A 14,161-nucleotide genomic window follows, 5' to 3' on the forward strand; every position below is an offset into this window, starting at 1 on the left:
GAATTTCCATACAATCGAGGGAAATGTTCAGCCCTTTTTGGAGCCATAATGAGCGACGTAAAACATTGTAAACTATTAATTCTTGGTTCTGGTCCAGCAGGATACACAGCTGCCGTCTACGCAGCGCGTGCCAACCTAAACCCTGTGCTTGTGACGGGAATGCAACAAGGTGGTCAGCTAACCACCACTACTGAAGTTGAAAACTGGCCCGGCGACGCTGAAGGTCTGACAGGTCCTGCATTGATGGATCGCATGAAAGAGCACGCCGAGCGTTTCGAAACTGAGATCGTGTTTGATCACATCAACGAAGTAGAACTATCACAACGCCCATTTCGTTTAAAAGGCGATTCTGCCGAGTACACATGTGACGCATTGATTATTTCTACAGGTGCATCAGCAAAATACCTTGGCCTTGAGTCTGAAGAAGCATTTAAAGGTCGCGGCGTTTCTGCTTGTGCAACCTGTGACGGTTTCTTCTACCGTAATCAGAAAGTTGCAGTTGTGGGCGGTGGTAACACTGCTGTTGAGGAAGCACTTTACCTATCTAACATTGCGTCAGAAGTTCACCTGATCCACCGCCGCGATTCATTCCGTGCAGAGAAGATCCTTGTGAAACGTCTGATGGATAAAGTTGAAAGCGGTAATATCGTTCTTCATACCGATCGAACTCTCGATGAAGTACTTGGCGACGACATGGGCGTAACTGGCGTTCGTATTAAAGACGTCAACACAGGTGCGACTGAAGACCTTGAAGTGATGGGCGCGTTTATTGCGATCGGCCACCAGCCAAACACACAAATCTTTGAAGGCCAAGTAGACATGAAAGATGGCTACATCATCGTTAAGTCTGGCCTAGAAGGCAACGCGACACAAACTAGCATTGAAGGTGTATTTGCAGCAGGCGACGTTATGGACCATAACTACCGTCAAGCTATCACATCAGCAGGTACAGGTTGTATGGCGGCATTAGATGCTGAGCGTTTCTTAGACTCACTTGGTGACAAATAACTTTTCACATTTGTGTCATATCCTTAAAGCCCAGCGGTATTCCCGCTGGGTTTTCTTTTGTATACTACCGCCTCATTAAAACAATTATCATTAAGCCTTCACGATGGATAAGAAAAAGCAAAGCAGCTTGAATAAGTGGCTTAAGCAACAAAGTAAGTTAGCCAAGCGCTGGCTTATGATTGCGATAGGCCTAGGCGTACTTTCAAGCGTGTTTTTATTGGCTCAAGCAGCCCTGCTCGCCTCCATTCTGCACCAGTTAATCATTGACCAAGTCGACAAAGCCGACCTCATTTGGCATTTTGTTGGGCTTGGTGGCACGGTTATCGGTCGAGCTGCTTGTACCTGGGGTCGAGAGCTTGCCGGTTACCGTTGCGGTGAGCAAATTCGAGTTTATATTCGCCAACTCATTTTAGATAAAGTTCATAAACTTGGGCCAGCTTACATCAAAGGCAAACCTGCCGGCAGCTGGGCGACGCTCATCTTAGAGCAGGTAGAAGATATGCAAGATTTCTTCTCTCGCTACTTGCCTCAGATGTCATTATCGGTACTAGTGCCTTTCATTATTTTGGTTGTCGTATTCCCAGTAAACTGGGCGGCAGGCTTGATCTTCCTCGTCACCGCACCACTAGTGCCTATTTTCATGGCACTGGTTGGGATGAAAGCCGCAGAAGCAAACCGTAAAAACTTTAAAGCGATGCAGCGTTTGTCCGGTCACTTTTATGACCGCTTGCAAGCAATGACGACCATTCGCTTATTCGATAGAACAAAATCTGAAACTGAAACTCTTAAGGGTGCTTCGGAAGTCTTTCGTACTCGTACCATGGACGTTCTGAAAATCGCGTTTCTATCTTCTGCGGTTTTAGAGTTTTTCACTTCCATTTCTATCGCAATTACCGCCGTCTACTTTGGCTTTAGTTATATCGGAGAGCTCGATTTCGGCTACTATGGCACAGGTGTTACGCTGTTTGCTGGTTTGTTCATTCTGATTCTTGCGCCAGAGTTTTATCAGCCATTACGTGATTTGGGCACGTTCTACCATGCGAAACAGCAAGCGGTTGGCGCAGCAGAAAGTATTGTCGAGTTTCTGGATTTGGAAGTCGATCAAATCAAAGATGGTACCCAAGCGTTAGATAAAAACAGCCCTATCCATATTGAAGCGGACGAGTTAACCATTTTTAGTCCGGAAGGTAAGCAGCTCGCAGGTCCCCTATCCTTCTCTCTTGAAGCCAACAAAAGTACGGCTTTAGTTGGACCAAGTGGCGCAGGTAAAACAAGCTTGGTCAACACCATCCTCGGTTTCATGCCTTATCAAGGTAGCTTGAAGATTAATGGTTGTGAATTGTCACAACTGGATCTAGCCACATGGCGAGAGGCCGTAAGCTGGATTGGTCAAAACCCGATGCTATTACATGGCAGCATTCGAGATAACGTCACGTTAGGCAAACACAACATTCAAGATGCCGACGTTCATTCTGTTTTGAATGACTCTCATGCTGCTGAATTTGTTGAAATGCATGGGTTGGATTACCCGATATCTGACCGCTCTGGTGGTTTATCTGTCGGCCAAGCCCAGCGTTTAGCGTTGGCTCGCGCTATGCTACAAAATGGTCGTTTTTGGTTATTAGATGAACCGACCGCAAGCTTAGATGCTCGTAGTGAAAAACTCGTCATGGAAGGCATTAACAAGTACGCACATGCCACAACGAATTTGATGATTACTCACCAGTTGGCACCTTTACAAAGCGTATCGCAAATTCTTGTTATGCAGGACGGCCAGATTGTTCAACGTGGTGATTACGACACACTGTCGACAGAAGATGGCTTATTTAAAGACATGTTGGAAGCGAACCTCGCACAACGTGAAACAGACAAGGGGAACTTAGATGCGTGATTTACTCCCTTATCTAAAACTCTATAAGAAACATTGGTTTGGTCTTTCGCTAGGTATGCTATTGGCATTTCTGACCTTAGCTGCATCTATTGGCTTATTAACGCTATCGGGTTGGTTTATTTCAGCCGCAGCGGTGGCAGGCTTGACGGTTGCTCGTGAGACCTTCAACTACATGTTACCAGGTGCCGGGGTACGCGGCGCTGCAATGGCTCGAACCGCAGGTCGATGGGGAGAACGTGTCGTTAGCCACAATGCAACGTTCAAGCTGCTTACCGATTTACGTATCTTCTTCTTTAAGAAACTTGCACCACTGATTCCAGGTCGTGTTTCTACGATGCGTGATGCCGATCTGCTCAACCGCCTAGTGGCGGACGTAGATGCGATGGATCACGTTTACCTTCGACTTATCAGCCCTGTCGTGATTGGTATTTTTGGCATATTGAGTTTAACGGCTGTCCTGGCGTTCTTTGATTGGCATCTCGCCCTACTGCTTGGCTCGATTCTTACCGTCATGTTGTTTGTATGGCCGGTACTGTTCTATAAACTGGGTAAAAACAATGGCGAGAATCTCACTCATCATAAAGCGCAATTACGAGTGGCGACACTGGACTGGCTTCAAGGCTACAGCGAACTGAGTATCTTTGGAGCAGAAGAGCGTTATCGCAATCTCATTCTAGAGAAGCAAAAGCAGCTGTTGTCTAATCAGTTTGTGAACGCGAATTTAACGGGCATGGCTTCAGGCCTGCTTATGCTTGTGAACGGTCTTACACTGGTTGTGATGCTTTGGTTTGCTGCAGACGGCGTAGGAGGTCGTACTCCTGATCCTTGGATTGCGTTGTTTGCATTTGCAACGATGGCAAGTTTTGAAATTTTGATGCCTATTGCGGGCGCGTTCCAGTACCTGGGTCAAACGTTGACTTCTGCTCGTCGTTTAAATGAAGTAATTTTGGCTGAACCTGACGTTGTCTTCCCTGAGCAATCGAAACATAAAGGCACAACGTTAGACATTGAATTCGACAACATTGACTTCACTTACCCTGACGGTCAGCAAAAGGTGCTGAAAGACTTGTCACTCTCACTACCGTTGGGCACTAAAACAGCGATTGTAGGTCAAACAGGTTCAGGTAAATCAACACTGATTCAGCTTCTTTGTCGCTACTGGGATGTAAACCAAGGTGAAGTTCGAATCGGTGGTACAAAACTGCAAGATTGGAGCGAGTCTGACCTGCGAGAAGCAATGACAGTGGTCAGTCAACGCGTTGATGTACTGAATGGAACACTGCGTGACAACTTACTTATGGCCGCTCCAGAAGCAAGTGATGAGCGACTGTCTGAGATTCTTCAAAAAGTCGAACTTGGTGGCCTTCTTGAGGCTCCAGGGTTAGATGCTTGGTTAGGCGACGGTGGTCGTCAGTTATCTGGTGGTGAGAAACGCCGAATCGGTATTGCTCGAGCATTGCTACGTGATGCCCCAATCCTACTCTTAGATGAACCGACTGAAGGCCTCGATAAGCGTACGGAACAAAAAGTGATGGCGCTTTTCAATGAACACTTTGCTAATAAGACAGTAGTATTCATTACACACCGACTGATAGAGCTAGAAAGTATGGATAGCATCTGTTTGATGGAACAAGGTGAGATCATCGAGCAAGGCGATCATCCAACGCTACTCGCTCAGAAAGGTCGTTACTACCAGCTATTACAGTCTCTATAATTCGATATTCAGTGACGAGAAGGGCTCATCAAACGATGAGCCCTTTTGTTATTCCTGTATTGTTAATTGCCTAGTTAAGTACGTATACAGAGCTGATTTACCTACCTGATTTTTTGAGATAAGCCGCCATTTCATCTTCCGGAACCATGCCTCCACCTGTTGCCCAAACAAGATGCGTGGCGTTTCTGAGTTTTTCTTCGTCAAATTGCATTCGAGACTGATAAGCATGATTATTCGAGACGTGCACTACCCCAACCATACCGACTAATGCAGAAGGCTCTAGATTAATGCCTTCTAGTTCACTTAACTCACCCAAGTGGTGATACATACGAGCATCATCAATGGTGTAAAAGCCATCAATTAGCCTTTCCATCGCTCTACCGACAAATCCCGACGCACGCCCTACTGCCAAACCATCAGCGGCAGTTATGTTGTCGATACCCAAATCTTGTACCGCAATCTCGTCATGCAAGCCGGTATGCACGCCCAACAACATGCACGGAGAGTGTGTTGGCTCTGCGAAAATACAATGAACATGATCACCAAACGCGACTTTCAAACCAAATGCCACGCCACCAGGCCCACCGCCAACACCACAGGGTAGATAAACAAACAGCGGATGATGCTCATCAACCACGATTCCCAAGTCATCAAACTGCTGCTTAAGACGCTCACCCGCAACAGAGTAACCTAGAAATAACGTCTGCGAGTTTTCATCATCAATAAAGAAGCAGCTAGGATCTTGCTCAGCTTCTTTACGACCTTGCTCAACGGCAACACCATAGTCTTGCTGGTACTCCACCACTTTGACGCCATGTGATCGGAGCTTATTTTTCTTCCACTCCCGCGCATCAGAAGACATGTGAACCGAGACTGAAAAACCAAACTTTGCACTCATGATGCCAATGGACATACCGAGGTTACCCGTTGAACCAACAGCAATACTGTACTGCTTAAAAAACTGCCGAAACTCATTGCTGAACAATTTGCTGTAATCATCGGTTTCGCAGAGTAAGCCAGCTTCAAACGCCAACTTTTCTGCATGGGTGAGCACTTCATAAATGCCACCTCTCGCTTTGATAGAACCAGAAATTGGCAGATGGCTGTCCTTTTTAAGCATTAAACGACCCAATATTGGCGTGTCGTATTGCTGCTCCAAACGCACTTTCATCTTGGGAACATCCACCACAGAAGACTCAATGATGCCATACGAAGCTTCCGTTTCGGGAAACGCTTTCATCAAATAAGGCGCAAATCGTGCTAGCCGTTCACTCGCAGCTTGAATATCTTTCTCATCTAGCCTCACATAGGGCAAACCTTCTGCTAAAGAGGTTATGTTTGGGTTAAACCAGCAAACCTCCTTAAGATCGATAAGTGGCGCCAAGAGTGGGAACTGCTTGATCAGCGCTTCAATATTCGCCTTGGTCATATTACCTTCCTGGAGTGATGTGAGTTGAGATAAACAAAAGCGCCGCAATTGCGACGCTTTCATGAATAACAGTGAATTTGATTTTATGCGTAGTTTTTCTCAAACTCTTGCATAAAATCGACTAACGCTTGTACACCTTCTAGCGGCATGGCGTTATAAATGGAAGCTCGCATACCACCAACGGCTCGGTGTCCTTTTAGTGATTTCAGCCCTTTGGCATCGGCTAGTTCAAGGAACGTCGCATCCAGTTCAGGTTTCGCAAGTTGGAATGGCACATTCATCAAAGAACGGTTTGCTGAGTGCACGCCATTACGGTAGAAATCAGACTGATCGATGTAATCATACAGTAGTGCGGCTTTAGCGCGGTTCACTTGCTCGATCGCTTTTACCCCACCCTGCGCCTTCAACCATTTGAAAACAAGACCAGACAGGTACCATGCAAAGGTTGGTGGCGTGTTGAACATTGATTCTTTCTCAGCCAGAACAGTATAATCCAAGATACTTGGCAGTACCTGCTTCGCCATACCTAACAAGTCGTCGCGCACGATAGCGATAGCAATGCCTGAAGGACCAATGTTTTTCTGAGCGCCCGCATAAATCACACCGTATTTCGATACATCAATCTCACGAGAAAGAATCGTCGAAGACATGTCAGCAACGATTGGTTTGTCGGTGACTGGAAGATCGTTAATCTCGATACCGTCAATGGTTTCATTTGGACAGAAATGCACGTAAGCCGCTTCTGGAGCAATTTTCCATTCGTTTGCAGGTAGAACGGCTACTTTTCCGTCGATTTCTGTTTTTGCATCAAATACGTCTGGCTCGCAGTATTTCTTCGCTTCAGCTACCGCACTTTCAGCCCAATAACCGCCGTCGATGTAAGTTGCCGTCTCGGCATCACCAAGTAAGTTTAGAGGAACAGCAGCAAACTGAGCACGAGCACCACCTTGGCAGAACAGCACTTTATAGTTGTCCGGAATATTCAGAAGATCACGTAAATCCTGCTCGGCTTCTTCTGCAACTTTGATGAACTCTTTGCTTCGATGGCTGATTTCCATGACCGAAGTACCAAGGCCTTGCCAATCGATTAGTTCCTGTTGTGCTTGCTGCATAACTGCTTTAGGCAGACCTGCTGGCCCTGCACTGAAGTTAAATACGTTGTCCGTATTTTGTTCCATGATGCTCATTGCTCCTGCTATGTAAATATTACGAAATTAATATCACGTTTTCGCAGCGATAAAAACAAGAAAAGAGGTCTTACGACCTCTTTTTAAAGACTAAGCGTTAAATTGGATTAATTCCGCAACAATACTTGGCTACTGTTGTTGCATCAAGGCGGGCATAAGTAGCGCCACTAATGGGAACTCATGTCCATTTTCGAACTTCAATTTACCTTCACCGATTTCTGCTTTGAGTTGATAACCGCCCTCGACTTTCTCGATCAACTCCATGATGAGCAGCTCATCGATTCCTTCTTGAATAAATGGGTAGTGCGTCACTAATTCGTCAGAGAAGTAAGTACTGAGCTCACCAGTAGTCGCCGTCATCAACTTCATTGGGTCTTGAGTAATGTGGTCAGTACCTTCAGGAATGGATAATTGCCACTCGTTATGGAACTTACCGTCACCAAACGCAAGTGAAAGCTCATTCACGGATAAATCAAAACCTTTGCTAAACAGCGTGTCAACATGCGGCAATAAGCTCGCAATTTCCTGCTCGTCTAACATTGGAGAGCTTTGATAGATAGACATAATTTGGTCAAATGACTGGCTATCCACATCTGCAATTGAGAAATCCAACTTAAAGTTATCGACATCCGTACCATCAGTTAAACGCAGTTTCTTAGCATCTAGGTTCAGCTGACTGTTCAGCTTATCACCAGACTCATTCATCGTAGTGTTGCCGCGGTAACTCGCATTCTCAATCAAAAAGACAGGTGTTAAGTTCGAATCAACCACATCCAGCTTCTCTAGAGAAAAAGATTGCTCACCCAGCCAATAGCCTTTTGCTTGCTTACCTTTACCCTGACCTGTCAATGCATTCAGATGAAGCTCTTCACCGTTTTCAAAATCCACTTGAACAGAAGGAACAGAAACTTGGTAATTGAGATCACCCAATACCGTCACATCCCCTGTCACTTTTGCAGGGCTTGTAGAAACAGAAACACCTTGCGCTTCGTTACGATAATGCCAACTGTCTAGGTCAAGGGTGAATGCCGTATTGCCATTTAGTTGGGTCTGACTATGCATCGTGAGAGGCAAAAAGTCATTGTCCACCAATTTTGAATCTGCTGTTAGGCTTGTTAGACCATGGCTAACATCACTGGTTACATCAAACGTCGTTGGCATGCCATCACGCTCTAGCTGCGTTTTAAGCTCAGGGTCAACAACTGAATAACGAGTCAGCACGACTGAAGACAAATAGCCACGCTGATACTCGACCACCTCGCCTTTAATCATTTCATCATTCATATTGGTAATACCATCTTCAATGATGGACTGACCAATTTGTCCGACAGCCAATGGCCAACACAGCGCTAATGAGATAGCACCACCAATGGCGCCGATTTTTTTAAGATTTTGCATAACGTCACTTATTAGGTATTTTCGGTCAGTCTACCCCAAACCTTCTGCGGAGAAAACATTGAGACAAATCAGACTATTGATGCTTATTCTAGTCCATTAATCAGGAATCATACTTGGCTCCCACTCATCATGTCCTTTTATTGTTAAAGTTTGCGTGGCGAAGTTTTAACCGGAGCTAAAACATCTGTGAATCGTTATGCTGTGTTGTGTCTCGACAACAACCCAATCAGTGCTGAACAGTTTCGATTGGAGCTGTCTGCCTTCTCAAGTAAGTTTGATATTTTTTCTGTCGAATCGATAGAAGAGGCTCAAAGCGCTTTAGAGTATCTAGAAGAAAGAGAACAGACTGTTGCTTTAGTCATAGCGAGCCATCACGCTCATTTTAATGGCGTGGATTTTCTTATTGGTTTAGACCGGATGCCGCATACCGAGCAAGCAAGAAAAATTCTTATTAGCTGCTCGTCTGATATAGAGGCAATTCTCACTGCCGTTAATGAGGGCAGGCTCGACCACTGCCTCACTAAACCTTTGCCAGATCACGTCTTATTTAACACAGTGCAAAAAGAGCTGACCCAATTTATATTGCGAAATGGCAAAGAAGACCTGCTAAGTTACAGCCAGATATTGGATCATCACAGGTTGTTGCAAGCGCACATCAATAATCAGATGAGCCATTATCAAGCCGGATTCTTACACGACTACCACTCGATGTCTGATGCCGAGTTAGCCGAGCAAGTGATCTCCGCTCTCCAGCAGTTTTTCAAAGACAATGACGAAACAAGAGCCTGCCGCACCTATTCAACTGAACACTTATTAACCATAGAAGGCGAGCCAAATAGCTTCTTATGGTTTATCACCGATGGTGAAGTGGCTCTGTACAAGCGCGATGAGCAAGGCATGCAGCGAGAGGTTGTACGCCATAACAAAGGTAATATTGTCGGAGGCATGTCGTTTGTTACTGGAGAATGTTCTTTCTCGACAGCCCTAACGCTGACAAAGACAGAGGTCATCAAACTCGATCGCAACGTATTCAATAAAGTGATGCAAAGCGACTCAAACTTGCTGCCTCTTTTTACAAACTTGCTCTTACGCCACTTCAACCGTCGATTACAAAGAAGCATCAACACCAAGTTGCAACTTCAAAAAACGCTCGAATCGCTGGAGTCTGCCCACCAGCAACTCATTGAAAGAGAAAAAATGGCGATGCTCGGCCAGTTGGTTGCGGGCGTGGCGCATGAACTAAATAATCCGATAGCAGCGATATTGAGGGGCGTAGAAAATTTAACGCATACGCTGGAACGATTACTTAACGAAATACCCAGTTCCGATATACAAACCAAAGGCATTGAGTTGTTGAGCAAAGCTCAAACCGCAAAACCCGCTTCAACCGCTGAGCTCAGATCACGCGTTAAAGCACTTAATCATGCCCTTCCAGACCGAACATTGGCAAAGAAAGTGGTGAACCTTGGTCTAGAGTCAGATCACGAGTTACTCACTCAACTAACGAAAAAACAGCAAGTATCTTCTCATGTTCTCGATACTCTTGAGCAATACCACAAAGCAGGTTCTACTCTTCGCTCAATTAACGTCTGTGCTGCGCGAATTGCAGATATGGTGAAAAGCCTTAAAGGTTACGCACGCTCAGATGATGAGACCCTGCAATATGCTGATATTCATGAAGGTATTGAAGACACCTTGGTGATCTTCGAAAACAAACTAAAAATGCATCAGGTTTCCACTAATTACGCGGATTTACCTCCTATCCTTTGTCAACCAATCGCACTCCAACAGGTATGGACGAATTTGGTCTCTAACGCCATTGATGCATTTCCGGAAAAAGGCGTTTTAAAAATACAAACACGTCTTGCAGAAAAAGATCATACACATTACGCCGTTATCTCGTTTGAAGATAATGGGTGTGGCATTCCTGAATCGCAAAGAGATGCCATTTTCGAGCTCAACTTCACGACGAAAAAAGAAGGCAACTTTGGTTTAGGCATTGGGCTGTCCATCTGCCAGCAAATCGTGACAGCACATAAGGGATGGATTGACGTCGAATCAGAACTCGACAAGTTCACACGAATGACAGTCTGGTTACCAGTCATCGAAAAAGGAGATGAAATATGACCAAGTATTTAATTTTATGTGTCGATGACGAACGAGAAGTCTTGGATAGCGTGCTCCAGGATCTCGCTCCCTTTGAGGAACATTTTATTGTCGAAGGAGCGGAATCAGTCACTGAAGCAAGGCAAGTGATCGAGGAGATGGCGGAAGAGGAAGTTCAGCTTGCGCTCATTTTATGCGACCACATTATGCCGGAGCAAACTGGGATTAGCTTCTTAATCGAACTCAGTCAAAATGGTGACACAAAAGCGGCCCGCAAAGTCTTACTTACAGGACAAGCCGGCTTAGAAGACACCGTTGAGGCCGTCAATAACGCAAGTCTGGACTATTACATAGCCAAACCATGGAGAGGTGAAGAGTTGAGAAAAGCAATCGTGTCTCAGCTTACTGCTTTTATGATTGCAAATGATGATAACTTATTATCTTGGACTCAAGTCCTTGATTCTGAGGCGATCCTCAATGCCATGGCTGAACGCAGAGCAAGCTTCGGCGAGTAATATGCGTGGCTCTAGCTTGAATATCACCAAAGCCAGCTGATCCACGTTATTTCGCGCAATAGCGCGAGTATGGAAAAGCATCACTATTTATCCGATTGATGCTCTTAGACGTTATGTATATGGCGTAGTTTTTGCTTAAACCAACTAACTATTAAGTTAATTGACAAAACATCGACACATTTTTGTTGGTCGTGGACCTTCCTTTTTATTATGATGTCGGACAAATCAGATTACGGTTCAAGTGGTTGCTTGAATCCATGGAAATAATGAACAAGGTTTATCGTTAGTTATGCGTAAAACACTATTAGCCGCTGCCTTACTAGTGGCATCAAGCCATGCCCTAGCCGCAAACGACCGCAATGCGCCAGCAACTATGAGCAACTTTAGCTACGACTATTTCGAAGCACGTATTGGCGCAAGTCCTGTGACATTTGGTGCTGGATTCAGCAAATCAATTCACCCTAACGCACATGTTATTGCTCGTATCGACTCTGAGTTTGAAAGTGATTTTGACTCAGCCGCTGGTTTTGGCTTTCATTCGCCACTAAACAACTGGGCTGACCTTACAGGTGAAATGCTAATGCGCGTTGTACAACCTTCAAGCGATAGCAGCACTGACGTAGGTATGGAACTGAACTTAGGTGTTCGTCAATGGTTAGGTCCTCAATTAGAAGTAGGCGGCAAAGTCGGCTACGTTTCTATTGATAACGATGACGACTGGACCGGTGCAGCATACGCTCGTTTCCACTCAACTGAGCTTTTCTCTCTAGGCGCTGAAGCGCGTATCAACGACTTTTATGGTGATCAGGTAATGTTCACCACGCGTTTTAAGTTTTAAGATTTGTGCTTTAAGAAAATTGCAAATTAAAAAACAAAAGCCGAGGCCCATGCCTCGGCTTTTTGTCTAATCTAATGACTAACTCAATGAAGTGGTCAAAAACTTCAATGTCCTTTTTCCGCTTTCAACACTTGCCTTTACGACCCGCTAACTCCATCAAAACGAGTCAATCATCGTGCGTTCAGCTTGCTTACTCACACAGCGCCAGTAACTGCTTTTTACGCGGCTCTTGAATCAGTTTCCAATGAACACCGTCAGTTGCACCAGCGAATTTCCAAAGCAACTTAACATCAACGTTATTGCCATAAGCCACTTTAACTTTGTTGAAGACTTTTACAGGTCCAAGTTCTAAAAAGGTTTCTACGTCATCAACACCTGCTTTCTTGACCATTCGCTCAAGAGTTAACTGCATATTTGGCAGATCTCTCAAACGTCTACTGGCAGAAGACTTTTGATATTTTCGTTCCTTAATTGAGTATTCAATTGATTTTTGTACCAGTTCATCGAGTCCTGCATATCCGGATTCAAACAAATCTGTTACGTCATAATAATTTACGGTTGCCGTCGTCTGTTTTTTGACGTGCTTATATTTTTCGCAATTCAGTTGAGTAAATACTTCGTCCAATCCATTACCACCACGTAAGTAGCAGCAATCATTGCTAACAAGCGCAAACATAGCGTCATCGGTGAATAAACCGATACCACCGAACATAGAACGTTTTTGATACTCACTAAAGTTGCGTACATATTTAAAAAAAGCTTGGTCTGTCATGTCCATTGACCTCTTTAATCTGAATAAATTACCCCGATTAGCGATGTCACCAGATAAACAGCAGCTTATAGCGAATTATAAATGTCGATTTGTTGGCGATATTTTTGTGAGTTGTGCTCACCAACTTGCTTAATCATACTTAACGTTGAAAAATAAGTTAGGACATAGGTCACATATAAAAAAGTATATATTCTGCATACGTGATTAGTTTCACACTTATTATTCATGTGGTGATATTTTTTTGACGCACGGCATGCCCAAAACACGCCATCATTATGATCTCGCTGGCAATTACGAGCACGTGATACGCATTTAATTGATAAAGAATACGCTGTAAGGGTACACTGTACGAAAGATCTCAAGTACAGCGTCACAATGGAACATTTATCATTTTTTTGGCTGCCAAATAATAAAGATAAGCTTATAAACGCACTGGAATCCGAGTTTGCTCAGCTGGTAGAACAGTCCATCTCAACGGGTAAGATTTCATTACCCCCTATTCCTGATGTCGTGCTTAAAATTCAGCAGTTATGTGTCGAAGAACACACCACTATTTCAGATGTTGCTAACTGTTTGTTAGAAGATCCCGGCTTGGCGGCGGTCGTTCTGCGAGTAGCAAACTCTGTAATTTTCAATCGTAGAAACATTACCTGCAACGACTTAACTACCGCGGTATCTCGCCTTGGTATACTGCGCGTGCGTGATATTGTTACCGCACAAGCGATTGAACAACTTAAACATTCAGTAAATTTAACCAAAGAATGTAATGCCATCTTGGTGAAAAGTGCAGCGGTATCCCGAGAACTCGGTGCCGTCATGGTGATATTGGTTCAATCGTTTCGTAAACACGAGCCAGGTACTTATGGGCACTTGGAGCAAGAAAAAGCATTGCTGGTTGGTCTGCTAGCCGATATCGGTTTGTTTTGTCTAATTAACGAGTACCACCTGTACTTAGATAGAGGCAATTACCTAGATCCTGAAATTGCGTTGCAAATCTTCCAAACTCGTTGTTCAGCAACAAGCAAACTGGTGCTCGAGCGCTGGGGATTTGACAATGACTTTAGAGAGGTCTCCTCAAACGAGAAGTACGAGCAAACGCGACCGGAAGTAAGTTATTTAGACATTGCAAGAATCGCGCATCACCTATTGATGTTCCGCAATCATGATGAACGCATTGATGAACACGAAGTTGAATTCAACTTAACAGGTGCAGAGGTCTTGTATGAACTCAGCAATATGAGTGATACTGACTTTAATGACCAAATACGTGCAGTGCTAAGTGCTAGCGGCTTGTAATTTATCG

General features: G+C 44.6%; 11 protein-coding genes. 7 read left to right on the forward strand and 4 right to left on the reverse strand.

From position 1 onward, the window contains the following. Nucleotides 1-48 precede the first annotated feature (48 nt). The 3 genes from trxB (at nt 49) to cydC (ending at nt 4,613) form a co-directional block, all read left to right on the forward strand. Nucleotides 49-1,008, forward strand: a complete 960-nt coding sequence (trxB, locus tag FKN16_RS04885; RefSeq protein ID WP_170902126.1) for a thioredoxin-disulfide reductase — start codon at nt 49-51, stop codon at nt 1,006-1,008. Between the two features lie 103 nt (nt 1,009-1,111). Beyond that, entirely contained in the window at nt 1,112-2,899 is a 1,788-nt protein-coding gene (gene cydD / locus FKN16_RS04890; RefSeq protein ID WP_170902127.1) for a cysteine/glutathione ABC transporter permease/ATP-binding protein CydD, read from the forward strand. Then, complete coding sequence (cydC, locus tag FKN16_RS04895) at nt 2,892-4,613, forward strand: cysteine/glutathione ABC transporter ATP-binding protein/permease CydC (RefSeq protein WP_170902128.1); 1,722 nt, start codon at nt 2,892-2,894, stop codon at nt 4,611-4,613. The genes cydD and cydC overlap by 8 nt, the downstream gene beginning before the upstream one ends. 97 nt (nt 4,614-4,710) lie before the next feature. On the opposite strand, the gene FKN16_RS04900 is transcribed toward cydC, so the two are convergent. The 3 genes from FKN16_RS04900 to FKN16_RS04910 form a co-directional block, all read right to left on the reverse strand. Next, entirely contained in the window at nt 4,711-6,042 is a 1,332-nt protein-coding gene (locus FKN16_RS04900) for a D-serine ammonia-lyase (RefSeq protein WP_170902129.1), read from the reverse strand. Nucleotides 6,043-6,125: 83 nt separating this feature from the next. Then, a complete protein-coding gene (gene serC, locus FKN16_RS04905) occupies nt 6,126-7,220 on the reverse strand; it encodes a 3-phosphoserine/phosphohydroxythreonine transaminase (RefSeq protein WP_046874819.1) in 1,095 nt (364 codons plus the stop codon). A 138-nt stretch (nt 7,221-7,358) separates the two neighbouring features. Then, a complete protein-coding gene (locus FKN16_RS04910) occupies nt 7,359-8,627 on the reverse strand; it encodes a DUF945 family protein (protein ID WP_005393205.1) in 1,269 nt (422 codons plus the stop codon). Between the two features lie 186 nt (nt 8,628-8,813). On the opposite strand from FKN16_RS04910, the gene FKN16_RS04915 reads away from it, so the two are divergent. The 3 genes from FKN16_RS04915 (at nt 8,814) to FKN16_RS04925 (ending at nt 12,086) form a co-directional block, all read left to right on the forward strand. Further along, nucleotides 8,814-10,754: an ATP-binding protein gene (locus tag FKN16_RS04915; protein WP_170902130.1), complete on the forward strand. Its 1,941-nt coding sequence runs from the start codon at nt 8,814-8,816 to the stop codon at nt 10,752-10,754. Beyond that, nucleotides 10,751-11,248 carry a response regulator gene (locus FKN16_RS04920; RefSeq protein ID WP_012841921.1) on the forward strand — a complete coding sequence of 166 codons (498 nt, stop codon included), beginning with the start codon at nt 10,751-10,753 and terminating at the stop codon, nt 11,246-11,248. Before FKN16_RS04915 ends, FKN16_RS04920 begins: the two co-directional genes overlap by 4 nt. A gap of 289 nt (nt 11,249-11,537) precedes the next feature. Beyond that, nucleotides 11,538-12,086 (forward strand): hypothetical protein, encoded by a 549-nt coding sequence (locus tag FKN16_RS04925; protein ID WP_005393208.1) that lies wholly within the window; start codon nt 11,538-11,540, stop codon nt 12,084-12,086. Between the two features lie 190 nt (nt 12,087-12,276). Here the strand turns inward: FKN16_RS04925 and FKN16_RS04930 are convergent, their stop codons facing one another. Continuing rightward, complete coding sequence (locus tag FKN16_RS04930) at nt 12,277-12,864, reverse strand: TfoX/Sxy family DNA transformation protein (RefSeq protein ID WP_170902131.1); 588 nt, start codon at nt 12,862-12,864, stop codon at nt 12,277-12,279. Between the two features lie 369 nt (nt 12,865-13,233). On the opposite strand from FKN16_RS04930, the gene FKN16_RS04935 reads away from it, so the two are divergent. Further along, nucleotides 13,234-14,154: an HDOD domain-containing protein gene (locus tag FKN16_RS04935; protein ID WP_048626253.1), complete on the forward strand. Its 921-nt coding sequence runs from the start codon at nt 13,234-13,236 to the stop codon at nt 14,152-14,154. Nucleotides 14,155-14,161: the final 7 nt, after the last annotated feature.

It is taken from the genome of Vibrio sp. 11-4(1), assembly GCF_013048625.1.
GTDB classification, from domain to species: domain Bacteria; phylum Pseudomonadota; class Gammaproteobacteria; order Enterobacterales; family Vibrionaceae; genus Vibrio; species Vibrio diabolicus.